This is a genomic window from Thiomonas sp. TH-17, from assembly GCF_057473305.1.
The window spans coordinates 16,122-40,640 of record NZ_JBYCKI010000121.1 but is presented as its reverse complement, the minus strand read 5'-3'; the positions used below and the strand labels follow the sequence as shown (position 1 = coordinate 40,640).

Annotated in this window: 22 protein-coding genes; 4 read left to right on the top strand and 18 right to left on the bottom strand. The window is 63.2% G+C overall.

All coding sequences use genetic code 11. The features are described from left to right. Positions 1-40 precede the first annotated feature (40 nt). The 5 genes from AC2VLV_RS07405 to AC2VLV_RS07385 form a co-directional block, all read right to left on the bottom strand. Positions 41-655 (bottom strand): nucleotidyltransferase domain-containing protein, encoded by a 615-nt coding sequence (locus AC2VLV_RS07405; protein WP_486989365.1) that lies wholly within the window; start codon positions 653-655, stop codon positions 41-43. 200 nt (positions 656-855) lie between these two features. Then, positions 856-1,293, bottom strand: coding sequence for a 7-cyano-7-deazaguanine synthase (locus AC2VLV_RS07400; RefSeq protein ID WP_486989364.1), 438 nt, complete (start codon positions 1,291-1,293; stop codon positions 856-858). Next, positions 1,290-1,523: a 7-cyano-7-deazaguanine synthase gene (locus AC2VLV_RS07395; RefSeq protein ID WP_486989363.1), complete on the bottom strand. Its 234-nt coding sequence runs from the start codon at positions 1,521-1,523 to the stop codon at positions 1,290-1,292. The genes AC2VLV_RS07400 and AC2VLV_RS07395 overlap by 4 nt, the downstream gene beginning before the upstream one ends. 293 nt (positions 1,524-1,816) lie before the next feature. Next, a complete protein-coding gene (locus AC2VLV_RS07390) occupies positions 1,817-4,087 on the bottom strand; it encodes a TonB-dependent receptor (RefSeq protein ID WP_486989362.1) in 2,271 nt (756 codons plus the stop codon). Positions 4,088-4,268: 181 nt separating this feature from the next. Beyond that, a complete protein-coding gene (locus AC2VLV_RS07385; protein ID WP_486989361.1) occupies positions 4,269-6,929 on the bottom strand; it encodes a quinoprotein amine dehydrogenase, beta chain-like protein in 2,661 nt (886 codons plus the stop codon). Positions 6,930-7,043: 114 nt separating this feature from the next. Here AC2VLV_RS07385 and AC2VLV_RS07380 point away from each other — a divergent pair, with 114 nt between their 5' ends. After that, complete coding sequence (locus tag AC2VLV_RS07380; protein WP_486989360.1) at positions 7,044-7,526, top strand: hypothetical protein; 483 nt, start codon at positions 7,044-7,046, stop codon at positions 7,524-7,526. Positions 7,527-7,552: 26 nt separating this feature from the next. Here AC2VLV_RS07380 and AC2VLV_RS07375 read toward each other — a convergent pair whose 3' ends face one another. The 10 genes from AC2VLV_RS07375 to AC2VLV_RS07330 all read right to left on the bottom strand — a co-directional run bounded on the left by AC2VLV_RS07375 (position 7,553) and on the right by AC2VLV_RS07330 (position 17,585). Continuing rightward, the gene (locus tag AC2VLV_RS07375) at positions 7,553-7,714 is read right to left on the bottom strand and encodes a hypothetical protein (protein WP_486989359.1); all 162 of its coding nucleotides are present in this window, start codon (positions 7,712-7,714) and stop codon (positions 7,553-7,555) included. Beyond that, positions 7,711-8,454, bottom strand: coding sequence for a COG4280 domain-containing protein (locus AC2VLV_RS07370; protein ID WP_486989358.1), 744 nt, complete (start codon positions 8,452-8,454; stop codon positions 7,711-7,713). The genes AC2VLV_RS07375 and AC2VLV_RS07370 overlap by 4 nt, the downstream gene beginning before the upstream one ends. Next, entirely contained in the window at positions 8,454-9,554 is a 1,101-nt protein-coding gene (locus AC2VLV_RS07365; RefSeq protein ID WP_486989357.1) for an ABC transporter ATP-binding protein, read from the bottom strand. Before AC2VLV_RS07365 ends, AC2VLV_RS07370 begins: the two co-directional genes overlap by 1 nt. Positions 9,555-9,557: 3 nt before the next feature. Continuing rightward, entirely contained in the window at positions 9,558-11,279 is a 1,722-nt protein-coding gene (locus AC2VLV_RS07360; protein ID WP_486989356.1) for an ABC transporter permease, read from the bottom strand. Between the two features lie 19 nt (positions 11,280-11,298). Then, complete coding sequence (locus tag AC2VLV_RS07355) at positions 11,299-12,330, bottom strand: ABC transporter substrate-binding protein (RefSeq protein ID WP_486989355.1); 1,032 nt, start codon at positions 12,328-12,330, stop codon at positions 11,299-11,301. Next, positions 12,330-13,100 carry an energy transducer TonB gene (locus tag AC2VLV_RS07350; protein WP_486989354.1) on the bottom strand — a complete coding sequence of 257 codons (771 nt, stop codon included), beginning with the start codon at positions 13,098-13,100 and terminating at the stop codon, positions 12,330-12,332. The genes AC2VLV_RS07355 and AC2VLV_RS07350 overlap by 1 nt, the downstream gene beginning before the upstream one ends. Next, positions 13,097-13,504 (bottom strand): ExbD/TolR family protein, encoded by a 408-nt coding sequence (locus tag AC2VLV_RS07345; RefSeq protein ID WP_486989353.1) that lies wholly within the window; start codon positions 13,502-13,504, stop codon positions 13,097-13,099. Before AC2VLV_RS07345 ends, AC2VLV_RS07350 begins: the two co-directional genes overlap by 4 nt. A 91-nt stretch (positions 13,505-13,595) precedes the next feature. Beyond that, positions 13,596-14,312 carry a MotA/TolQ/ExbB proton channel family protein gene (locus tag AC2VLV_RS07340; protein WP_486989352.1) on the bottom strand — a complete coding sequence of 239 codons (717 nt, stop codon included), beginning with the start codon at positions 14,310-14,312 and terminating at the stop codon, positions 13,596-13,598. An 84-nt stretch (positions 14,313-14,396) separates the two neighbouring features. Then, positions 14,397-16,754 (bottom strand): TonB-dependent receptor, encoded by a 2,358-nt coding sequence (locus AC2VLV_RS07335; protein ID WP_486989351.1) that lies wholly within the window; start codon positions 16,752-16,754, stop codon positions 14,397-14,399. A gap of 153 nt (positions 16,755-16,907) precedes the next feature. Continuing rightward, complete coding sequence (locus tag AC2VLV_RS07330) at positions 16,908-17,585, bottom strand: winged helix-turn-helix domain-containing protein (RefSeq protein WP_486989350.1); 678 nt, start codon at positions 17,583-17,585, stop codon at positions 16,908-16,910. Positions 17,586-17,675: 90 nt separating this feature from the next. On the opposite strand from AC2VLV_RS07330, the gene AC2VLV_RS07325 reads away from it, so the two are divergent. The 3 genes from AC2VLV_RS07325 to AC2VLV_RS07315 all read left to right on the top strand — a co-directional run bounded on the left by AC2VLV_RS07325 (position 17,676) and on the right by AC2VLV_RS07315 (position 21,895). Then, complete coding sequence (locus tag AC2VLV_RS07325) at positions 17,676-18,530, top strand: DMT family transporter (RefSeq protein WP_486989349.1); 855 nt, start codon at positions 17,676-17,678, stop codon at positions 18,528-18,530. Between the two features lie 262 nt (positions 18,531-18,792). Further along, the gene (locus tag AC2VLV_RS07320; protein ID WP_486989348.1) at positions 18,793-20,499 is read left to right on the top strand and encodes a DUF1800 domain-containing protein; all 1,707 of its coding nucleotides are present in this window, start codon (positions 18,793-18,795) and stop codon (positions 20,497-20,499) included. A gap of 7 nt (positions 20,500-20,506) precedes the next feature. Beyond that, positions 20,507-21,895, top strand: coding sequence for a DUF1501 domain-containing protein (locus AC2VLV_RS07315; protein ID WP_486989347.1), 1,389 nt, complete (start codon positions 20,507-20,509; stop codon positions 21,893-21,895). Here the strand turns inward: AC2VLV_RS07315 and AC2VLV_RS07310 are convergent. Genes AC2VLV_RS07310 through kdoO form a run of 3 tightly spaced genes read right to left on the bottom strand, consistent with a single transcriptional unit; the run spans position 21,887 to position 24,503 of the window. Next, complete coding sequence (locus AC2VLV_RS07310; protein ID WP_486989346.1) at positions 21,887-22,567, bottom strand: hypothetical protein; 681 nt, start codon at positions 22,565-22,567, stop codon at positions 21,887-21,889. The genes AC2VLV_RS07315 and AC2VLV_RS07310 overlap by 9 nt on opposite strands. Positions 22,568-22,590: 23 nt before the next feature. Further along, a complete protein-coding gene (gene waaC, locus AC2VLV_RS07305) occupies positions 22,591-23,607 on the bottom strand; it encodes a lipopolysaccharide heptosyltransferase I (RefSeq protein ID WP_486989345.1) in 1,017 nt (338 codons plus the stop codon). After that, entirely contained in the window at positions 23,604-24,503 is a 900-nt protein-coding gene (gene kdoO / locus AC2VLV_RS07300; protein ID WP_486989344.1) for a Kdo hydroxylase KdoO, read from the bottom strand. The genes waaC and kdoO overlap by 4 nt, the downstream gene beginning before the upstream one ends. Between the last annotated feature and the right edge of the window lie 16 nt (positions 24,504-24,519).

The following is a 24,519-nucleotide window of genomic DNA, read 5'->3' as shown; positions in this document are numbered from 1 at the left end:
GCCCGGGAATTTCATGATGTGAACGAACCCTCTGAAAAATTCAAATCTGGAGAGATCGGTTGCGAGTGCGTGTGGAGTATTTCAGCAGCCTGTTAATCCTGGACAGTGTGCGTTGCAAACCAGCAAACAGTGCGATGGCGACACTATATTTTTCTCCATTATCGAGGGAATCGATTTGTAGTATTGTTTTTTCTAATCCAAGACGAAACATGTTCAATTCGCTTCGGCTGGGCTTGCCCGGCCCAAGTTTCAATATTTCCATGGCGAGTGCTCTTAATTCTTCGCCCATTCCTAATCGATCAAACAGTATAGCACCCTCAGTTGCGGCTGCAATGAGGTTAATTTTCCCGTATGCGCGAGCGCTTTCCAGCGCAGCTTTCAATTTCTCGGCCGTATAAATTGCCATGTCGACTTGAATGCTGCCTTCCATGGCGATAAATCGTGTGAACTGGTATTCGTTTTGAACAATGACAAGCACATCAATATCCGAACCAACCTGGAGGTCATCTCGAATGGCGCTGCCGAAAAGGCATGCGCAAATCGCATGGGGGAAATTCTTCTGTATGGCGGTTAACGCGATTTGCACGGCTTGGTCTCGACTGATCACGATCTGGCTCCCGAGAGTATCGGTTTTTTGTTGCTTGGTGCCGCCCATAGCTATCAATTCGTCTGACGGGACTTGTTTCAAGCGACATAACAATTAATCATGCAGAATTTCTCTGGATGGACGTCGAAAATGACGGGGCCTATGAATTCATAGGCCCCGGATCCTAAAGCAAACTGACGCCAATGGAAGGTGATCCACCTAAAGTTTAGTATGCTTGCTTGTCGGCTTCCTCATTAGGCCGCTGCCACTTATCTAAGATCGGCTGGGTCGCCTATGTTAAGTGACGAGAAGGCCCTGTGTCGTAATTGGCATTGTTTGCAGTACCCGCAAGGTTGACTCTGTCCGGCAGAACAGCTATAGGTCTCGCCGAAATCTAATCCAAGTTCTATGCCCAGTTTTATTACTTCGATTTTTGTTTTGCTTATAAATGGCGCCTCAATTTTGCAATCAAAGTCAGATGTCAATCGAGGTAATGCTTCAAGTTTCGCAATGTGATCAGTGACTTCGTTTGCTTTGTATTTGGTAAGATCGTCGGCGTTGATCGCCCAAATGACTTTTTTGATGCGGTTGGCGTGTCCGTATAGAAGACCAGCTAGCAGCAGAAATTCCACGCTGAGAGGGGCATATGAGGACACGGTAATCGGTGGCAGGCATTCGCCCATTTGCCCACCAACCGCCAGGATCATATTGGGGTTTTCCTTAAAAGCGGAAAAAAGTTGCTCATGTCAAAAACGGTTTGTTTGATATTCATGAGATTGCATAGTCTTGTGGCGCATCTGAATTCTTCACTTGCTCTGCCATTTGCCCTTGGAAGGGCGGTTAACGCATGGAGATTCCAGTTATTTGTCTTAAGAGAGAGGGTTGCCACTGCGGAATCAATTCCACCGGATAATAAAATTACGACACTATTTTCCATTATTCTTCCTTTGTGAAGAGATGACCTTTAGCGGCAAGTTTCATAGGAATTTCCCTGCCGCAGCGGTTACTGTATCGATCAATCATGACGTATTGTTGACTTAGCGATGAAGATCCAGTGACGGAAACATGACCGCAAATGTTTCTGAAGAGAGCCCAATGTTCCACTTTCAAGAACTGGGCGACAGGGCAACCGTAGATACTGCGCGACATCTGGACCAGAGGGATGCCGTTACGACATCGTGCGCAAAGGGCCGCCCAAGAGTCATGGACTCCCGCGCGGCGCGGCCGCCTTCAGAACTGCGCCTCCAGGCTGAGGTAATAGCTGCGGGGCAAGTTGTATTTGATGAGCGGGTCTTTTGCGCTGCCCGGATAGCCGGTGTTGTATTTAGTGATGTAGCGCTTATCGAACAGGTTGTTCACGTTGAAGCCCACGCTGACTTTCTGCAGACCCAAGCCGCGAACCGTGTCGCCGCCACTCCAGGTGTAGCGCAGAGAGGCATCAGCGATGGTGTGCGCCGGAATGGGCGATTTGAAATCTGTCCAATAAGCCTCGCTGGTGTGACGCACGCCCAGTTTGGCTCGCCACGGGCCGACGGTGTAGATGCCGCCCAGCGCCAGCGTGGAATGGGGCGAATACGGCATGGGCACCTTGGCCGAGGTGAACTGCGCGTTGAGCAGACCCAGATTGGCATAGGCCGACCAGTTCTTGTCGATCTGGAAGTTGTTCTGCCAGGCGATGCCCTCGTTCACAGCCTTGCCCACGTTGGCCAGAATGGTGATGGACTGTGTTGCGCCAGGTGGTGTGTATTTGAAACTCTGGATGTAGTCGTCGAAGTTGACGCGGAACACGTCCACGCCGCCACTCCACATGCCGAAATCGTAGATCACGCCGGCGTCGTACGTCGTGGCCTTCTGCGGCGCCAGATCAGGGTTATAGGTGCCGGTGTAGTACTGGTTGTATTGCGGCGGATTGCTGTTGCGGGTGTAGTTGGCATAGACGTTGATGCCCTGCGTCACCTTGTAGTTCACGCCGAGCGAGGGCATGGTGGTCGAGAAGCTCGAGCTGTACTGCCCCGCAGCGCCCTTGGATTTGGCGACAGCCGCATAGTCGATGAAGTCACGCTCGGTTTTGAGGTACTTCAAGCCGGCCTGCAGGGTCAGGCGGTCGGTGGGTTTGAAGGTGAAGTTGAAATAAGGCTCGTACAGCTTGGTCGAAACGGGTTCGTCATACACCGAACCCAGATATTGACCCGTGGTGCTGCTGATGAACTGACTGTCGTGCGTGGTGTCGTTCTTGTTGAACCAGATGCCAGCTTCCAGCCCCAGGTTGTCGGTAATGGGCGTGGTCAGCTTGAAAATATTGCCCCAGCGCCGGGTGTCGTTGATGCCATGCGACATGAACAAACCACCCACTGGCGCCTTGACCGAGCCATACACCCCATTGGGCTGCAGCAGGTTGTAGGTGCTGTTGGTGTAAGCGCCACCGCTGTAGCCGTTGCCCCGGTAGTAATAAAGCTGGTTGGAGACGGTGACCTTGCCGAAGGTGGCTTCGTATTTGGCGTAAGTCAGCCAGTTTTGATACTGGTTGTAGTTGTAGGCGGGCGAGAGGCCGTTCTGTTTGCCATTGACCACCGGATCGCCGCGGTAGACGTTGCAGGTGTCGCCATACTTGGCATAGTCGGCCTTGGTGCAGCCGCCGTAGTAATTGAACCTCTGGTTGTTCTGGGTGTAGAACAGGGTGAGCGCGCCGGTGCCAAGCTGGGTCACGCTCTTGAACAGATATTGCTTTTGATCGCTGGGCGTGTTGTCGAAATACCCGTCGCTGTGGGTTTTGTTCGCGTAGAACCACAGCGAAGTAGGTGCGCCGCTATTGGCGCCCAGCAGCCCGGAGTTGACCAGGGCGCCGAAGTTGTATTTGCCGAACGAGCCATACCCGCCAAGCAGGGAAGCGGAGGGCTTGGCGCTCGGGTTTAGCGAGGAGGTTTCGACCGAGCCGCCAAATGCGGCAAGGCCCGGAATGGCGGCTGAAGCGGCCCCCGGGAAATAGCGCGTCCCCGCGATCAGGCGGGTGGGTATGAACTCGTTGGTGTAGAAGGCGTAGCTGTCGTTGTCGTTCAGCGGAATACCGTCGAGCGTCCAGTTGATGAGGTTTTGCCCGAAGCCGTTGATGTAGACCGTATCGCCGTTCATGCTGTCGCCATCGCTGCTGACGACCACATTGGGCATGTTTTCCAGGCCGCGCGTGAACGAGTCGGTGGGGTCGAGCGACTGAAACTGGCCAGCGGTGATCTCGGTTTGGGCCTGCGTGGCCTCAGGGTTGAACTGCTGGATGGTGTTGAGCTGCTTTTCGGGAATCGAAGTCACCGTGCCTGACGGGGCTTTCAGGAAGAAACGATCCCCCGGCTTTGTGGTGCTGGTCTGTCCTTGCGCCTGCACTTCGCCCAGGCTGGTTTGCGCGTGAGCTTGCGCCGCGGCGCCAAATGCCAGCGCGAGAGCGAAGGCGAGTTTGAGATTCGATCGCTTGAGTTGGTTTTGTGACGGGTAATGAACAGGGGATTTCATGGTGGTTTCAGGAGGGTGAAAAGAACTCATGATTTTTGTGACGCGGTGTGAAAATCTGTTGAATTCATATGTCAGATCGATGTCGTTGTATTTCTGCAAGCGCGGGACTTCGCGCCATGAAAAAGGCCCCTTTCGGGGCCTCGTGAAGTAGGTTTGAATGGCGTTTGCGGGTGAGGCGATTTCAGTCGTCGTCCTGGCCTGCGATCAGGCTGGACACGGGCCGTTGCTGCGCTTTGGCCAAGGTGCGCACATGCGCGAGCATGACGGCGTAGGCCGCTGGGCCCCGGCTGGCCAGCCATTCCTGCCGCATCTGCTCGGGGCCGGAGACCTTGAGCAGAGCGGTTGGGGTATAGCTGTGTGCGGGCGGCGGAGCGCTCTGGGCCACATGGCTGACACCCGGCGCCAGGACTTCAGGCAGTGCGCGAAAAGGGGCGTCGGCCGGGCAGACGCCGGGGTTGCGCTGCATCGGCACTTGGGACGGCAGCACTTTGTAGGGCGCGGCGTCGGGCGCATGGCGCCAGATGCCGGAAAGCACATGGGCGTTGGCATCCCATTGCGACATGGGCGGAATGTCGGCCACGGCTTCGATAGTGCGCAGCAGATCAACTTGCGAGAGGTGCTGCGTGACCAGTACGCCGGGCTTGACCCACGGCCCCGCAGCGACGGCAAAGGTGCGGTGGGCATCGATGTGATCGGCGCCCGACTGGGCGTCGTCTTCGGTCAACAGCACCAGGGTGTGCTTCCAACCGGGCTGCCTGGACAGGCTGTGGATGATCTGCGCGGTGGCTTCGTCGTTGTTGGCCACATAGCTGTCGGGGCTGGGCAGGCAGGCGTGACGGCCAGCGGTGTGATCGTCCGGCAGCCAGATATAGAGCACGCGCGGCAGCGGGTGGTGCCGCAGCCAGCCGTCCACCACCTTGGCGCGGTCGGTATCGAGGATGAGGCGATCCCAGGCCGGGTAGTCCATGGCCAGATGGGCGCGCAGCGCGGGCGAGATGTCGCCGATCTTGTTGCGCGATGCGAACTCGCCAAAGTCTTCGAAGCTCACCTTGTGTGCGAGCAGATCGTTGAACAGGAACAGCCGCGCCGGATAGGTGATCCAGGGGTTGCTCCAATGTCCGAGTGCGGAGAGGTTTTTGTAGATCGCGTAGGGGTTGCGCGCATCGCTGGCGCCGGGTGCGAGAGACTGCGTCCAACCCGAATTGGCGATGTAGCCGCGGTTGGAGTAGTAAAGCGGCCAGGTGCGCTGAAGGAAGTCGGAGTCTGATCCGGCGGTGGTCCATTGATGGCCTTGCGAAGTTACCTCTCCGTCGGCGTAGAAGTTCACGAACAGCGCGCCAAGGTCGGCCATGCGGTAGAGATTGGGCAATTCGCGCGGGCCGTAAAGATTGAGCGCGGGGTCGGCCCAATGACCTGCAGCAGCGTATTTTCCAAGGTCTTCGTCAAAGGTCTTGTTCTCGCGCAGGATGAACACGACATGTTGAATGTGCCCGCGCAACCAGGCTGCGGCTTTGGTGTTGTCAGCGATCAGTTTCTGACGCTGCGCGGCGTCGAAGCCGTTGTTCGACAAAGCAGCCTGCGTCCAAGCCGCTGCGTGCGCGGGCAGTTTGGCCAGGTCGATGCGTTGCAGCACGCCCTGCATGAAATTGCCGACCCATTGATGGTGAATGTTCGGCCCGCCCCCCATGCCCTTGGCGCTGGCAACGAACAACTCGTCGCCCTGCACCGCCAGCGCCGTGGGATACCAGGCGGTCGGAATCAGGGCGATGCGCTTGCCGCTGCGAAGGTCGAACACGGCCACATCGTCATTGCCTGCGTTGGCGACGAACAGCTTGCCCTGCGACACCGCCAGCGCGTCGGGGTAGGAGCCAGGCGGCGCGCCGGGGTAGGGGCTGTCGTCGATCACGCGGACCGCCTTGAGGGTCTGCGTGTTCACCGCAACGATGCGGTCGAGGTTGGCGTCGGCCACCCAGACAATCGGTGAGCCGGGCTGCGCCGCCAGCGCGGTGGGGTGTGCACCCGCCGCGCCGCTGCGCGGGCCGAGCGCCGGGCCTGTGGGCACTGCACCCAGCACCTTCCAGGCCGCGCGGTCGATGACGGTCACGCCATTGCCGCCCCAGTTGCTCACCACCAGCCGTTTGCCGCCATCGGCCAGGGTGACGGCGAAGGGGTAGCTGCCCACGTTCAGATAGTCGGTCGCCCCGGTCTGCAGGTCGATGCGCGCCAGACTATTCGCCAGCATGCCCGCCACATAAGCGTGCTGGCCGGAGGGGCCGATGACCACGCTGTCCGGGTAGAAGTGACGGGGCTGCTGCCAGTCCCCGGCGTACTGATACGGATACTGATCGCGGGGGAAAGGCTGCCATTGCAAGGCATAGCGACGCCGCAAGTGCAGAGCGCCGTCAGACGAAGCGCCAAGTGCCAGCAGATCGTCGCTATTGCCACCGGTCGCGTAGAGCGTGCCGTTGGGCCCTGTGGCCAGTCCCTGAAACAGGCTTTGTCCCTTGATCACCTGCTCGCCCGCGTTTGCGCCGCTATCGCCTTGACGCCCTTGCGCCACGGTCGCACCAGGGGCTGCGTGCTTCTTGTCTTTGCTGAACAGCGTCAGTACGCCTCCCTGCGCTTGCAGGTTGGCGACAGAGAACCGCTGGATGCCTTGCTGCTTGTCGGCCCCGCCGGTGAGCACGGCCACATGGTTCTCGTCGAGGGCGATCTGTGTGGGGAAGTTCGGCGTCTGCACCAGTAGTCCCACTGGGGTGAGCTGGCGGCCGCTGGGCAGGACGGCGGTTGGCGGCTGCGCTGCAAGCGCGGCTGGAGCACAGCAGGAGGTGGCGGTGAACAAGACAAGAGCGAATGCGTTGTGGTGTGGCATTTGAGGACGACCCGGAGATTGTGCTATGAGATTCATAAAAACGATATAAACTGTTTACTCTATTTCCATTTTCAGGAGTGCGAGATGCCAGTCGCCAAATCTGCTCCAGCCGCCAAGACCGCCGCGGTTGCCGCCGCGCCCGTGCCGCGCAAAACCAGCAAGCCAGCCATGCCGCTGAAAACTGCAGCGCTGAAAACTGCAACGAAGACTGCAGTGAAAGCCGCAGTGAAACAGGCGGCTGCCAAGGCTGCTGGCAAAGTTTCTGCGAAGACTCCGGCTCGCAAGGCTGCCGCCCCCAAGATCATCAAGCCTGTGTCCGCGCCAGCAGCCGTGGTCAAGCCACCCAAGATCAAACTGGTGCGCGACAGCTTCACCATTCCCCGCGCGGAGTACGAGGTGCTCGACGCCATCAAGGTGCGCCTGGTCAAGCTCACCCGTCCTGCGAAGAAAAGCGAAGTGCTGCGTGCTGGCATTGCCGTGCTGGCCACGCTGAACGACGCCGCCTTGCTGGCCGCGCTGGAAGCTGTTCCCGCCATCAAGACGGGCAGACCGAAAAAGGCCAAGTAAGACTGCGCATGGCGGGGCGAGTGCGATCAGACCGCCTGCCAGAACGCCGCGGCTATCAGTGCCGCAGCGAGCACCCAGCCGCTGGTTGCGGGCAGCCATTGCGCCACCGCCCAGGCCAGGCCCACGGCCACGGCAACCGAGGCCACATTGCGGGCATCACCGAAAATGAGCTGCAAGACTTTTTTCATGCGCGGGCTCCTTGGGTGGTGAGTTGCGGTACGCGCAGCTTGAAAGCAGACAGACGGCCAGCGACGACATAAACGGCGAACAGCAAGAGCAGCGTGGCATCACCCAGCGGCCAGACCTTGGCTTCGTCGAGCAGACCGCCCAGGCTCCAGAAGGTGCCGAAAGCCAGCAGGGCGCAGGCGACGGTGAACTTGAGGGTGTTCTCGGGTACTTTGGTCAGCGGTGCGCGCAACACCATGCCGACCGCGATGACGGCGAACAAGGCGGCCACGGCGCTGCCTGCAGCCTGGCCGTAGCTGATGGAGCGGCCCAGCGCCACCACCAGCAGCCAGACTTCCAGCCCCTCCAGCAGCACGCCCTTGAAGGCCACGGCCCAGGCAACGCGGGCTTCGGCGCGGTCGATTTTGTGGCGTGTTTCGGCAAATTCCCTGGCTTCGTCGTGCAGCTTGGTGCGCCCGGCGTAGCGGCGGATGGCTTTGACGTACCAGCGCAGGCCGAACAGCAGCAGAAACAGGCCGATGGCGGCGCGAATGAGGTCGATGTCGGCCTGCACGACATTCAGCGCCGTGCCGGTGACGGCGATGAGCGCAGCCACCACCGCCAGCGCTGCGGCAGCCGCACCCGCCGCGCGGGCCCAGCCGATGGTCAGCGCCACGGCGAGCACGATGGTGAAGGCTTCCACCCACTCGACGGCGGAGGCCAGGAAGATGGCGGTCATGCCGCCCCATTGGGTTGCGTTCATCAGGTGAGTTCCTCTGTCGTTGTTTTGAGTGTGGGGGTCATGGCGGGGTAGAACAGGGCCTGCTCGGCGGCGATACGCAAGGAGACGATACTGCCCGCAGCAGGCGCAAGGTCATCGGGCACAGGCAGGCGCAGGGTCACGCCGTGCAGGTCGATGCGCAATTCGGTGTGCTCGCCCACGGTGAGGTGACCGAGCACGCGGGCTTGCACCGGCCAGAGCAGGGCGTCTTGGTCGACGCGGGCATGGGGGAGGTGTAGCGCCGTGGTGCGCAGATACAGGGAGAGCGGGCCATCGGCCAGTGCCTTGCACTGAGGCGGGGCGAACACCTCACCCCAGGGCGCATGCAGGCGCCCCGCACGCAGGTGCGCTGCCCACGGTCCATGCGCCCCGGTGAAGCGGGCGACGAACTCGGTGGCGGGCTGGCGCAGCAGGGCGCGCGGGCTGCTGAGCTGCAGCAGGCGGCCCTGCGCCATCACCCCCACGCGGTCGGCCAGGGCCAGCGCCTCGCGGTGGTCGTGGGTGATGTACAGGGCGCTGATTCCATGCTCGCGCACCACGCTGCCGATGAGGTCGCGCAGTTCTTCGCGCAGCCCGGCGTCGAGGTTGGACAGCGGCTCGTCGCACAACAGCAGCCGGGGCCGCACCGCGAGCGCACGCGCCAGCGCCACGCGCTGCTGCTGCCCGCCGGAGAGGGCGTGCGGGTGACGATCGGCCAGATCGGCCAGACCCACATCGGCCAGCATGGCGCGGGCTTGCTCGCGCGATTTGTCGCGGCCCATGCGGTGCAGCGGCAGGGCGACGTTGTCGAGCGCGCTCAGATGCGGCCACAGCGCGTAGTCCTGGAACACCATGCCGAGTTGTCGCTGCTCGGGGGGCAGAAAGGGACCGCCTGCGGCGTCGATCACCGTCTGCCCCAGGCTCATGCTGCCGCCGTCCAGCCGCTCCAGCCCGGCCACCAGGCGCAGCAGCGTGGTCTTGCCCGAGCCGGAGGGGCCGAGCAGACAGAGAATTTCGCCTTCCTGCAGCTGCAGGCTGAGGTCGTGCAGCGCGGTGGTGGCGCCGAAGCGCTTGCGCGCCGAATCGATGTGGAGCAGGGTCATGGTTCAGTGGGCGCCGAGTTGGCGCCAGGCCACGGGGGTGAAACGCTGATAGACCCAGCGCGCCAGCAGGGCAAAGGCCAGCAGCACGGCCATGCCCAGCACCTGCAGCCGCGCCTGCTGGTGCAACTGAAAACCTCCGGCGTATTGCAGCAGCGCCACGGCCAGCGGCGGATGCCCGGCCGGGTAGAGCAATTCAGAGGCCGGCAGTTCGAAGGCGATGGACAGCACCGCCAGCAGCCAGCCATAGAACAGCGCGCCAGACAGCAGAGGAAGATGGATGTGGCGCAGGGTTTGCCAGCGCGACAGACCGTGTACCCGCGCGGCGTCGGCCAATGAGCGGTGCAGCTGCGCCACCGGCCCCATGAGCACACGGCTGGTGGCGGGCACGGCCAGCGCCACATACGCCATGCCCAGCAGCAGACTGCCGCCGTACAGCGGCGCGTAAGGCTGGTTATAGGCCTGCAGGTAGGCGGCAGCCAGCACGATGAGCGGCAGCGCCATCATCGCCAGCAAGGACACGTCGAGCAGGCGGCCCACGCGACCGGGGCGGGCAATCAGCCAGGCGATGGGCAGGGCGACGCACACCGTCAGGCTGGCGGCCACCAGAGCCAGTTGCAGCGAATAGCTGACGGCAGCAAGCAGCGGGGGCAATGACGCGGCAATCTGCATCCAGCCTGCTTTGGGCCAGGCCACGCCCAGCGCGGCGAAGCTGGGCAGCGCCAGGGAAAACAGGCCCAGTGCAATCAGCAAAACGCCATGCAGCAACTGATGGCTGGCCCGCAGCCGCACGCGCGCGGCGGGGCGGTGTTTGGTGCCCAAGGTCTGGTGCTGGCTGGCGCGCTGACCCACGCGGTGCTGCAGGATGAGCGCGGGAATCACCAGCCCGAGCAGCAGCCAGGAGGTGGCCGCCGCCAGCGGGAAATTCAGCGGCATGCCGTTGACCGCCTGATAGATGGCATAGGTCCCCATGGTGAAGCCGCTGCTCGCGCCCAGTGTGGCCACCACCGCGAAGTTGCGCAGCGATTCGGCGTAGGCAATGGCAAACCCGGCAGCCAGAGCGGGCAGCAGGGCGTTGAGCCCGAGCCGCAGCCGCCACAGCCTGGACAGGCCGTGAACGCGCGCCGCCTCCTGCTGTGCGGCGCTGGTGTGTCGCAGGCTGCCTTGCGCCACCAGAAAGACATACGGCACGACCTTGAGCGCAAGGGTGATGACGATGCCCACCGGCCCGAGCAGTAGCTGAGCGGCATGCAGCGCTGCAGGCCACGCGGCCAGCGGGCCGACGGGTGCGGCCAGCAGCATCCAGCCCGAGGCGAGGAAGAAATCCGGAAAGATGAGCAGCAGCCACACCCCGGCTTCAAGCCAGCCACGCCCGCGCAGATTGGTGCGTTCGCGCAGCCAGGCCAGCCACAGGCCGAAGGGCAGCGCCAGAGCCCCCACGGTGAGCGCCACCCACAGTGAGTTGAACAGGGCGTGGAGTTCATAGCCCTGCACGGCGTGCAGCAAGGGTGCGAGCGTGGGTCGCAGATCGCCTTGCAGCAAATGCGGCACCCAGGCGGAGAGCAAAAAGCCCAGCAGGGGATAGGCCCACAGCGCGACGAACACGGAGGCGGCGAGCAACAGGCCGAGACGCAGCGCCCAGCGGCGCAGGCTCAGCTCCCTGCGCCGGGCTGCGGGCGAGACATTGGCGCCGGGCAACCAGTTCATGGCTTGAAGCAGGGCGATCATGGTGCGCAGCCGTTCAATCTCAGCGGGCGATATGCGCGGTGAACCAGTCGATCACCTGCGGCTCCTCGGGGCCCCAAACGGCGGGGTCGATCACCAAGGGCTGCACCGTGCCAAGTTGTTTGAGGCTGGGCAGCGCGGAGGCGCCTGCGACCAGAGGCAGATAGTTGGAGTCGGCGTTGGTGTCGCCCTGCTGCATGGCGGCCTGTCCCGCAGGAGACAGCACCCATTGCACGAAGCGCTGTGCCATTTGCTGCATCGGGCCGGAGACTTGTTTGCCAATGGCCAGATCGGACGGCAGCACGGTGGACGGGGCTGGCGTGGCAATGCGCAGGCCGGGCATTTCATGCAGGAAGCCAATGGCCGCCGAACTCTGCACCACTGCAGCGTCGATCTGGCCGTATTGCAGTGCGCGCAGGGTGACGCTATTGGTGGGAAAGACCTTGACGCCGTTGGCCTTGAGACGCTCGAGATACGCCTTGCCTGGTGCATCGCCCAGATGCTGCAGCAAACCGGCGACCAAGGGGTAGGTCGGCCCGGAGATGGCCGGGTTGTCCATGCCGACCTTGCCGCGCAGTGCGGGCTTGGCGAGATCGTCCCAAGTCTTGGGCCAATCGGTCTGGGCGATGGCCTTGGGGTTGTAGAGGATGACCCCGGCATAGGTCACGCCCACCGGTTGCCAGCAACGGCTGGGCGGAAGGAGTTGCTTGCCGAGCGCCGAGTAGCGCACAGCAGGCGCCCAGCCGCATTGCAGCAGGCCCTGCGTCGCAAAAGTCTGCATGGCCTGATTGCCGTCGAGCCAGAGCACGTCCCACTGAGGATTGCGGCTCTCGGCCTGCACCCGCGCCAGCAGCGGGCCTGTACTCAGGTGAATGAGGTTGACGGGGATGCCGGTGGCTTTGGTGAAAGCCTGCGCCACATGCTGGTCGTAGCCCATGGCGCCATAGACGGTGAGGGTGGCGGCGTGGGCCGTGCCTAGCGCGGCGCAGGACATGGCGACGCTGGCCAGCAGGCGCGACAGCTTGCTGACGAAAGGACGGATGGAGACTGGCATCAGGAATCACTCAGGTGAAAACGCACCCAGATGGTGAAGGCCATGGCCTTGCCTTGCAGTTCCTTGGGTGTGGCGGGGTAAGGGGCGTTGCGCACGGCGTCGAGTGCGGCATGGTCGAGCAGATCGGCGCCGCTGGAGGTGACGACCCGCAGATGGCTGACGACGCCGTCGCGGAAGTCGAAACCCACCAGCGTCTTGCCGGTGAGCTGCATCATGCGTGCGGCCTGCGGGTAGCGCACGGCCGCCTGAATGGCGCTGCGCAACTCGGCCTCGAAGGTGGCTTTGATGGAAGCGACGTCGGGCGCTGGCGGGGCGGGCGGCTGTGGCGGGGCGGGCGGCGTGGGCGCGGCCACGGGCATGGCCGGATGGGTGTCGGGCGCAGGCGCAGGGGGAGCTTCCAGCTTGGGTGTCGGTTGCGGGGCTGGCGCTGGCACAGGCGGCGGAGGCTGCACGGGCTTGGGCTGCACCTTATGGATGATCGGCTTGGGCTGCGGCTTGACGACCGGTTTCGGAACAGGTTTGGGTACAGGTTTGGGCTCAGGCGGTTTCGGCGTGGGCGGAGCCACGGTTTTGGGCGCAGGCTTGGGGGCCTCCAGCACGATCTGCAGGGGCGCGGGCGGCGGCGGTGGCGCGGGACGGCTGCTCCACCACACAACGGCGCCGATCAGCGCCGCTTCTAGCAACAGCGCCGCCAGCGCGGCCAGGGGCCAGCGCCGCGCATCGTCGTTTTCACGCCAAGGAGAGGCGCTGTGATGCAGGACCGCGCTCATGAACCGCTGCCTCCATCCTGCTGCGCGGCCAGACCGATCTTGGTCACTCCGGCCTTTCGGCAGGCGTCCATCACGGTCATCAACTGCTGCAGCGAGGTGTCCTTGTCACCGGCGACGGTGACCTGCAGTTCATCGGGTTGCGGTTTGCTCTTGAGCAGGGCGGTGAGTTGATCGGCGGTGAGAGTTTTCTGATCGAAATGGATGATGCCGTCCTTGTCCACCGCGAGGGTGATCTGCGGCTTGGGCATGCTCTGCGCGGTGGAACTGGTGGGCAGGCGCGAGGCGATGCCGGCGTCTGGAATCATGTGCAGCGTGACCATGATGAAAAACACCAGCAGGAAAAACATGATGTCGATCATCGGAATGATCTCGATGCGGGCCTTCTTCGCTTCAAAGTATTTCATGGCGGCTCAAACAAAAATGCCGCGGCCATGACGCCGCAGCCCAAGCGTGCGAACTCCAGCGCACGCGACCTGGAGAGGTTGTGTAAGGGGCTCAGGCCATCTTCTGCTGCAGCGTCGTGGCGGGCTGCGCCGACGCGCGGACGGCCTGCCCGTTCTGCGCCACGATCACCGGGCGCACGCCGCCCTCGCGGTAATGCGGGTACATGCGGTTGGACAGCATGAGCTTGATGCGCTCGAGTTGATGCATCACCAGACGCACGCGCTGATTCAGCGCGTTGAACGCCACCAGCCCGAGCACTGCGATGAACAGGCCCGCCGCTGTCGCCAGCAGGGCTTCACCGACGCCGCCTGTGACGGCTTGCGTGGCCGCGCCCGGATTGGACAGCGCCGAGAAGGTGTTGAACATGCCGATGATGGTGCCCAGCAGCCCCAGCAGCGGCGCCAGGGTGACGATGGTGTCGAGCATCCACAGCCCGCGGTCGATGCGCGGCGCCTGATCCATCACCGCCTCTTCCAGCCGGTCGGAGAAGTGGTCGAGAGGGTCGGCGATGTCATGCTGCAGGGCGACCGCGACGACCTGCGCCGCGGGAGAGTCGGCGTCATCGTCTACCTTGGCCTTGAGCTGCTTCGCATCTACATGCGCCTGGCTCTTGAGCTCGCGGATCCAGCCTTTGGCCGAAGCCAGCATGCGCGAAATCGCCCAGAAGCGCTCCACGCTGACGGCCAGCGCGACAAACAGCAACAAGGCCATGATGTAAAGAATCCCGCCCGAGGTTTGGGCGAGGTGGGTGAGGGTGTCGAGGGACATGATCAAACTCCGGGAATGGAACAAAAGCTGACCAACGTAGCCGGGGTTCGTGACACTGTCGCGAACCCCGCGCTCACAGTTGCATCACTGGAAGGGCACCGAGAAATTGACCATGAAACTGCGGCCCGCATTGGTGTAGAACAGTGGCACGTTGCCGCCTGTGTACCCCGCAAGTGAATTGATCTTGGTGTTGTTGGTCAGGTTGAACAGTTGCAGGCCGATCTTGGTTCCATGTGGCAGGAATGACGCATCCTGCACCGTGTAGTTGACTGCGGCATTCAGAATGGTGCTCGACGGAATCTGATAGATGCCCGCCGGGTTGCCGCTGGCATCGACGCCGATGTCGCCCTCGTTAGAGCCGATGTACTTGGCGATCAGCGAGGCATACCAGGCGCCGCGGTTGTAGATCACGCCAGCAGCGCCCGTGGTCTTGGGCACGCCCGCGAGTTGCAGGCCGTCGCTGTCTTGTTTGGCCTGGTTGTAGGCGGCGTTGCCATACAGGCTGATACCGCCGCCGACGTAATAGGTGGCCTCCATCTCCGCGCCCCGGTATTTCACACCGCCAGCGTTATAGAAATACTTCTGTCCCGCCACGGTGCGTGACTGAACCAGATTGGTGAAGTCGATGTTGTAGAGATCGCCACTGAGGGTGAGGGCCTTAGATCGCCAGGTGGTGCCAACCTGATAGTTGGTGGTCTGCTCCGGCTCCACGGCGCTGGCACCGGTTTGCGGATTGGGGATGTAGAACAGGTTTTCGTTGGGAGCCAGATAGCCTTTGGCCACCTGCGCGTAGGCGCTCCAGTTGGGAGCGATGGCGTAGTGCAATTCGACGGCGGGGAGCACCTTGCTCCAGGTCTGGGTGTAGTCCAGCGGTTTTTTGCTCTTTTGCTCGACGGGGGCGTTGTCGTGGCGCTGGAACCAGGCGTACTTCAGGCCGCCGCGCAGTTGCAACTGGCTGGTGAGGTTCCAGTCGTACTGGATGTAGGGCTGTGCGGTGGTGAAGGTGCCGTTGATCAGGCGATCCACCGCTTTGCTGATGCCGTTGGGATAGGTGCCGCTGGCGTTCCAGGCCTGGTTGTCGGAAAAGTCGATTTCCGAGTTGTAGCGGTGATAGGTCTGGTAATTCAGCCAAAGTCCGTAGTGCAGGGTGCCTGGCCCGAAGGTCTGGTGCATGCGCAGCAGATCGCCCCAGTTGCGATAGTTCAGGTACATGTGCTGGCCGGGAATATTGTTGGCGCCGTTGATGGTGCCATTGGGCGTATCCGCCCCAGCAGGGAAGGTGCCGTCTGGGTTGAGGCAGTTGACTTGGCCGTAATCGCAGCCGCCGCCGTTGGGGTCGAGACCGTTCCAGCCGCTGTGGTAGTAAGCGTAGGTGTAGAGCTTGTTATCGATCTGCACATCACCCACGCTGGTTTTCAAGCCCAGGTATTCAAAGTCGCTCTGAAAGTCGTCGTAGTTGTAGCCGGTATAGGCTTGGCTTTGCGGGTTGCTGCTCAGGCCGTAGTTCGGGCCGAACTTTTGGATCTGCCCTGGCAAGGTGCTGGTGTAGGGATATTTGCTCACCGAGACATAAGGGGCGGAAGTGGCGCCGACGATGGCCGCGTTGCCGCCACTGTTGCGGTTGACCATGGAGACGAAGGTCAACAGCGAGTTGTCGCCGACGGGTCTTTCCGCCTTGATGAACAGGTTTTTGCGTTGCGTGCTGGCACCGCTCAGATACCCGTCGCTCTTGAGTTGGCGATAGTCGATGAAAGCGCGCATGTCGCCGTAGTTCTTCATCACCCCGGTATCGAACTCGGCTCCGAGCAGCGCGGTGCCGAAGCTGCCAAAGCTGCCATAGAGCGTGGTCTGCGGCTTGTCCAGAGGCTCTTTGGTGAGCAATGAAATGGTGCCGCCAAAGGTGGCGTAGCCGATGGTGGAGGCATTGCCCGGGCCGCGATCGACAATGATTTGACCGATGTCCTGCGGCATGAAATATTCCGCCGAGTGGTGGGTGAAGTCATTCGAGTCGCCCACCGGAATGCCGTCCCAGGTCAGGTTGTACTGTCCGTCCTGAAATCCTCGGATCGACAAGCCCTTGCTGTTGCCCAGGCCCGGGCCGTTGGGCTCGATGTCCACCACGCTGGGGGCGATGCTGACGATGTCGCTGTAGTTGGCCGTCGCGGCCTGGGTGTTGTCGATGTAGTGTTTGTTGATGATGGACTGCGGCTGCCCGGCTTTGAGCGAGCCTTGCGTGGGCGCCTGGTGGGGTGCGCTTTCCTGCTTGGCTTTTTCGCGCTCGACAGCGGTCTGACCGTTGCCGCCTTGCGCCCCCGCCTGCACCGTACCCAGACTCTCGGGAGAGGTCTGCGCATGGGCTGCGGCAAACGGCATGGCGAGCAGGGCGGTCAGGACGGACTGGGTGAGTCGCGATGGCTTGAAGTTGGGTCGATGGCGAGACATGACTGATTGCTCCCTTGGGCGGTGGGCGGGGTGGGTTGACGAAAGCTGTCATTCCATTCCTGCGATATGTCCGCGGGGTTGCAAAAACCTGTCCGAATCCTGTCCGGCTATGCCAAAGATGTACACAAATGTTGACAGTGCGAATGCTTCTCTTCACTGCATCGACTGTTCCGTGGCCCAGCGATACCCCGCGCCATGCACGGTTTGCACACGGTGATGCAGATCATGCGGACGAAGGTGCCGACGCAGACGGGCCACAGCGGTGTGCACGGTGTCGGCGTGCGCGCGTGCGGGAATGTCCATGGCCAACCGCAGCTCCTGCGGGCTCCGGATGTCGCCCTGCCGCGCGCCCAGAGCCCACAACAGTAGAAACTGCTGCGAGGGCAGGCTGAGGGAATGATTCTGAATGCGGAGGATCCGGGTTTGTCCGTCAAGCTCCAGATGGGGCTCCAACTGGATTCGGCTATCAGCCAGCGGCGCGAGACGTTCGCGCAGGCGAGCGAGCTGGGCCCGTATGAGCATAGGCGGGCTGTCGAGCGGCAGCAGGGCATCGGCGCCTGCTTTCAGCGCAGCCATGGCGCCGGGAGAGGCGCAGTCTGGCAAAAAGGCGATGACTCGGGACGTTTGTCCTCCGAGAGGATGACGCAGGCGCATCAGCCAGTTGGTCAGTTCATGCACGTCCTCGCCACTGACAGCCAGCACAGCCCAGGCATCGCCGACTCTCAGCCGCCGTAGTGCCTCATTGGCATCGACGGGCTGGCTGTTCCTGTCCTGACAGGGTGAGGGGGCTGAGGCGAACTGAAGCGACAGAACAGAATGTTTGATCGGCACGATCTGGGCAAGTGGTCATCAGATGAGGGGCAAGTGTGCGTTACAGTTTTGACAAAAGCGTGACAGGTCGGCCCACTACCATGCGCTGCGATGAAACTCAGCACCCAAGCCAACCTCTACGCCCTCGGCGCCATTGCCCTGTGGGCAACGCTCGCTACCCTGGGCGTGGCGCTTTCTCAGGTGCCGGCCTTCGCACTCACCGGGCTGGCGCTGATCATCGGCAGTGTGCCCACCTGGGGCCATTGGCGGCAGTGGAGGGTGTCTCGCGCGGCGCTGGCGTTGGGCGTTTATGGCCTGTTCGGATTCCATTTCCTGTTGTTCATCGCCTTGCGCCATGCGCCGCCGGTGCAGGCCAATCTGGTGAATTACCTCTGGCCCTTGTTCATCGTGGTGCTGGCGCCGCTGCTGCTGCCGGGGGTGCATCTGCGGCTGGCGCATGTGCTGGCGGCTGGTTTGGGTTTTCTGGGCGCGGGGCTGGCGATTCTGGGCGGTCACTCTTTAGAGGCGGCCTGGGCCTGGGCCTGGGGCTACCTTCCGGCCTTGGGCTCGGCGCTGATCTGGGCCACGTTTTCGCTCGGCAGCCGCCGCATGGCGCAGTCGGGCAAAGGGTTTCCCACGGCGGCGCTGGGCTTGTTCGGCCTGATTTCAGGCCTGCTCGCGCTGGGTTGCCATGTCTGGCTGGAGCCGCCTTTGCACCTCGATCTGCGCGATGGTTTGCTGATTTTGGCGATGGGTCTGGGCCCTCTGGGTGGCGCCTTTTTGTTGTGGGACCGGGCGCTGAAACTGGGTGATCCGCGAACCATCGGGGTGTTGAGCTACCTCACGCCCTTGGCTTCGACCTTGCTGCTGATTGCCGTGACCGGGCGGGCGTTGACGATCTGGATCGGTCTGGCGACGGTGCTGATCGTCGGCGCTGCGTTGTTGGCCATGCGGGTGAAAGACTAGGGCCTGTTAACGCTATTTATGCACCCACGCCGGGGCGTCTGCGGCGTTCTCGGTGCGAGGCAAGGCGACCAGCCTTGCCTCACACCTCCGCCTTGCATCCATCCCCGTCTGGGGGCAACGCGGGTGCATAAATAGCGTTAACAGGCCCTAATTATTTTCATCAGGTTGTGCGTTTTTGGGCTGGTCACTGAAAAACCCCATTTAACATTTGTTCACAGATAAGCCCCTTGATTTGAGGGGGTTGTGATCGACAGGGGGAAAGATGACTGAGCAGGCCACGCAGACCGAGGTGGAGCATCCGCCGACACTGAATCAGCCCGATGGCGAATCATCGGGCGCCGCCTACGCCTTGGGCGCGGTGGTTTTGGGCAGTTTGAGTCTGGCCGCCTGCGGGGGCGGTGGGGGCTCGGCTTCCAGTGGGGGCGGCGGGTCGGTTGCCACCTTGCCGCCGCCCACGCAGCCGCAGGCGGCGCGGTTTGTCGGCATGGCCGGACTGGGGGCGACGCAGGCTGACCTCGATGCGCTCACTTCCAAGGGCTATGAGGCCTGGCTCGATGCGCAGTTCAATGCGCCCCGCAGCCTGTCGCATTTCGACTGGTTGCTCTCCAAAGGGTATGGGGTCGAGGCGGATCGCTACCAATCCGCCGGGCTCGACGCCAACCTCTGGCGCAAGTTGCTCGGCTCGCCCGATGTGCTGCGGCAGCGCGTGGTGCTGGCGCTGTCGGAAATTTTTGTGGTGTCGGCCACTGGGCTCAACACGGCCTGGGCCAAGTTTGCGCTGGCCGCGTATCTCGACATGCTGGAGGAGCACGCCTTCGGCACTTACCGCGAGCTGCTCGGCGCGGTCAGCCTGTCGTGCGCCATGGGCGTGTACCTGAATATGCGCGGCAATCAGAAGGGTGATCCCAAGACCGGGCGCCAGCCTGACGAAAACTATGCCCGCGAGGTGATGCAATTGTTCAGCATCGGCCTGCTGCAGCTCAACCCCGATGGCAGCCCGAAAACGCTGGCCGACGGCCGGGCGCAATACACCTACAACCAGGAGCATGTCACCGCGCTAGCGCAGGTGTTCACCGGCTGGGACTTCAACACCACCAATGTCAACGCCAGCCCGGCGTTCATGCGCGAGCCCATGCGCCACGTCGCTGCGCGGTTTGCCACGGGCGACAAGAGCGTGCTGGGCGTGGCGATTCCGGCGTCGGCCGATGGCCCCACCGCGCTGAACAGGGCGCTGGACGTGCTGGAGGGTCATCCCAACGTCGGGCCCTTCATCGGTCGGCAGCTCATTCAGCGGCTGGTCTGCTCCAACCCCAGCCCGGCTTATGTCGCCCGGGTCTCGGCCGTGTTTGCCAACAACGGCCGGGGGCAGCGCGGCGATCTCAAGGCGGTGATCCGCGCCATCCTGCTCGACCCGGAAGCGATCAGCCCGCCGGCCGGTCCGGCCAGCGGCAAGCTGCGCGAGCCGGTGCTGCGCTTCGTGCAGTGGGCGCGCACATTCGGCGTGACCTCGCCGTCCGACGCCTGGGCCGTGGGAGACACCTCCAACCCCAGTTCGCGGCTGGGGCAGAGCCCGTTGCGCTCGCCTTCGGTGTTCAACTTCTTCCGTCCGGGTTATTTGCCGCCCGATTCGGCGCTGGGCACGAACGCCGTGACCGCGCCGGAGTTTCAACTCTGCAACGAGACCACCGTGGCCGGGTATCTCAACTTCATGCAAAGCGTGATCCAGAACGGCATTGGCGATCTCAAACCCAACTACACCGCGTATCTCACGCTGGCCAACGATGCCGGCGCACTGGTGGCCCGCTTCAACCTGCTGCTGGCCGGCGGGCGACTCAGTGCGGATACCCAGTCGACGATTGTCTCGGCCGTGAGCACCATCACGGCGACGACCGACACCGGGCGCCTGAACCGCGTGCGCGCGGCCATCCTGCTGGTGATGGCCGCTCCCGAATATCTGATTCAAGTGTGAGGCCGCCATGCACATCAGCCAAATCAAATCATTGCAGCGCCGCGAATTTCTCCGCCGCAGTTCCCTGCTCGGCGTCGTAGGCGGCGCCGCGCCCTGGGCGCTGACCCTCTCGGCCATCGGCGAGGCCGCTGCGGCAGACGCCACCGGCTACAAGGCGCTGGTCTGCGTGTTTCTCAACGGCGGCAACGATCACGGCAACACCGTCGTGCCGTATGACCCGACCAGCCACGCCGCCTACGCCGCCATCCGGCAGGCCCTGGCCACGCCGCGCGAGCAACTCGCCGCCACGGCGCTGACTCCGAGTGTGGCGCTCGATGGCGGTCGCCAGTGGGCGCTGGCGCCAACGATGACAGGGCTCAAGCGGGTGTTCGATGCAGGTCGGCTGGGCGTGCTGCTCAATGTCGGCACCCTGGTGCAGCCAACTACCGTGGCGCAATACAAGGCCAAGAGCGTGTCGCTGCCGCCCAAGCTGTTCTCGCACAACGATCAGCAAAGCGTATGGCAGGCGGCCTCGCCCGAGGGCGCGATCACCGGCTGGGGCGGGCGCATCGGCGATCTGTTTCTGTCCAGCAATGGCAGCGCCACCTTCACCGCGATCAATGTGTCGGGCAACGCGGTGTACCTCTCTGGCCAGCAGGCGGTGCAGTACCAGATTTCCACCGGCGGGGCGATCCGGGTGAATGGGGCGACCAGCAGTCTCTACGGTTCGCAGGCCTGTTCCAACGCGATGCGCAGCCTGATCACCGCGCCGCGCGAACACTGGATGGAGCAGGAAATCAACCGCGTGACGGCGCGCTCCATTGCGGCGCAGAGCACGGTGGCGTCGGCGTTGGCGGTGGCCCCCGCCAATTTCACTGCGGCGTTCGACACCACCAACCCGCTGGCGAACCAGTTGCTGATGGTGGCCCGGCTCATCGCCTCGCGCGCTGCGCTGGGCGTGAAACGGCAGGTGTTTTTCGTGTCCATCGGCGGCTTCGATCTGCATGACAACCTCAACGCACAGCATCCGGCGCTGCTCGGCCGCGTCAGCGGCGCGCTCGACAGCTTCGACGCCGCGATGGTGGAACTGGGCGTGGCCAACGAGGTGACCGCGTTCACCGCCTCCGACTTCGGCCGCACCCTGAGCTCGAACGGCGACGGCTCCGACCACGGCTGGGGCTCGCATCACTTCGTCATGGGCGGCGCGGTGCGCGGCGGGCGTTTCTGGGGCGCGCAGCCCGAGATCAGCGTGAACGGCGCCGACGACGTCGGCCAGGGCCGTCTGCTGCCGACCACCTCGGTCGACCAGCTTGCCGCCACGCTGGCCGGCTGGATGGGAGTGTCTGAAAGCGAGATGCCATTGGTGGTGCCGCAGATCGGCAACTACACCACGCGCAATCTGGGGCTGCTAGTGTGAAGGCGGTGCCACCTGCGCCCAGTCCACAACGTGGGCGAAGTACCGCACGCTGCCTTGTCCGCCCGCGATCCAGGCGCCTGGGTGATCTTCAAAACCCCGTGCCGTGGAAATTTGCAGCGCGTTGATATGGCCGGCCATAGTCAGTTCAGGGCCGTGGCGAGCGAGGTCGGAGCGGCTTTGTTCGCTGGGACGCACGATGGCGATATGCCCTGAGCGATTCGGGTTTGGGTTGGCCCAGGCGGCCAGTACGAACTCGCCTTGATTGGCCAGGGTTTGCGCCTGCTGCAGGTCTACGGCTCGCCAGCCTTGGGTGAGTCCTGTGGCACTGCCCAGCCAGTGGGTTTGCGGTGTGGCCAACATGCTGGCGCGGTGTTCGGGCGGCCTGAGTAGGGGCACGCCCAGACGCACCGACATGGCGGCCGCATAAGCACTGCAATGTGTGGCGTGGCGTGAGGTGCCCGGACGACGCAGATCAGGTTTGCCGCTGAGCCAGTGCACATGAATGTGCGGCAACCAAAGGTGCTCAACATTCGACTGGTCAAGGAAAGTCAGCAGTTGCCGACCTTGCGGCGTGATCGGCCCACAGCACGCCGCCAGCGCCGCGTTGGCGCTCAGCACGAGTGCGGCGAAAAACAGGCCCAGGCGGAGGGCGATTCGTTGGATGTTTTTCATCGGTGCAGGATGCGAAGGGCGGTTCAGCGCAATTCTTCGACCGCTTGCCAGGCGGCGTCAATGCTCGGCGTAACGCCATCGCCGCCGAGGGTGCGGGCCAGGTGGGGTGAGGTGGGGGTGAACAGCTCGGGCCCGGTGCTGACGAACAGCCCCACCACCGGGCGGCGCAGCGCCGCGGCGAGATGGGTGAAACCGGTATCCACGCCGACCACCAGCCGACTCTGCGCAATGATGGGCAGCATGTCGAGCAGGCTGCGGCGATCGAGAATCTGCGCGCTGCCCGCCGGAAGCGCCGCGATGATGTGCTGCGCACGTTCCTGCTCGACGGCGTTTCCCCAGGTCAGTTGCAGCCGCAGGCCCGCCTGCACCAAACGGGCGGATAGCGCCTGCCAGTGGTCGAGCGGCCAGAGTTTTTCCGGCTTGGAGGCGCCATGCGCGAGGAAGACCGTATCGGTCTGGGCAGCGCCTGGCTCGCGGGGGTAGCGCTGATCGATCGCATAGTCCACGGGGCGGTGCAGGTCGGTGTCGAGCACGGCCTGCGCAAACACCCGGCGCCCCTCGGTGCCGTGCAAGCCGACGGGCCGGGCGAAATGCAGGTGGTAGGCGCGGGCGGCGAGCGGCTCGCCGCCGCAGTCTTGCGCGCGATAGCCGACGCGCAGCGAGCCACGCGCCAGACGGGAGATGATGGCGCTTTTGAGCACGCTGTGCGGGTCCCAGATCAGGTCATAGCGCTCGGCGCGCAGGGCGCGCAGGACGGCGCGCAACCCGCGCAATTCGGCGAGGCTGCGCTGCTGTTGCACCGCCTTGAGCGGTAGGGCGAAGACGTGACGCACAGCGGGGTGCAGCCGCGGAATGTCGGCGAAGCGGGCATCGACCGCCCAGTCGATTTCGATGCCGGGCCAGCGCGCGGCGATGTCGGAGACGGCGGGCAGGGTCTGCACCTGATCGCCCATGGCGGACAACTGCACCAGCAGAATGCGCTTCGGGGCTGACGGCAAGGCGCCTTGACCCCACTGAAGTGGGAACTGCACCTGCGTCATGCGGCGGGCAGCAAGGCTTTGCCCATCAGGTCTTCCAGCACCTTCAGCGGCGCGGTGTGCGGATAGAGCTGGTGCCGGGGTTCGAGGTAGAAGGTCTGCTCCATCATGTATTGCCCGCCCATGACGGCGTGCAGCACCTGATCGGAGAACACCACCCAAGTCGTGCCCGGCGCGAAGTCCACGCTGCGCTGCGGCGCGTCTTTCTGATAGGCCAGATCGGCCTTCATTTTGTCGTGCAACTGCAGCATGTAGTGGTCGTAGTCGGTGCGGTGCGATTTGGTGATTTTGAGCGCGCGCAACACCGCAGCCGAGCCGGGCACGGGGGGGGTGAGCCGCGGTGCAAAGCGCTGCAGAAATTCGGGGAAGGGCTCGCCCACGCGCCACTGCCGGGGCTGTCCTTCGGGATTGAGATTGGTGAACACCCGCAGCAGCCGCACGCCGTGAATCGGGTTGGAGGGGAAGGCATCGACGTGCAGCCGGGTGTCGTCTTTTCGCCAGCTCGTCTCGCGGCCTTCGACCTGTATGGGGCGGTACGAGGCCTTGGCCGCGCGCAGCTTGCCCTGATAGTGCGGGAACAGCCGGTCGACCAGGGACTGGGCCTGATTGGAGAATCGCTGGATCATGTCGCGCAATTCGGCCTGGTCTTGCGTGCTGCCCGACGCGCCGCGAATGCTGCCGTCATCGCGCAGGCTGATGTTTTTGGCCTTGCCGTCGCTGATGGCCGGCGTGAGAAAGCGGCGCTCACTCGCGCTCAGTTCGAAGTGCAGCTGCGGGAAGCACAGTACATGGCCGCCTTCGAGCAGGTGCTCCACCCCGGCGGTGGGCGCGCGCTCGCAGGGGCTGGCATCCCAGGCGGTATCGGGAAAGTTGCGGATGGTGTCGTCGAGTGCGGCCATATTGCCTCCTGCAAAG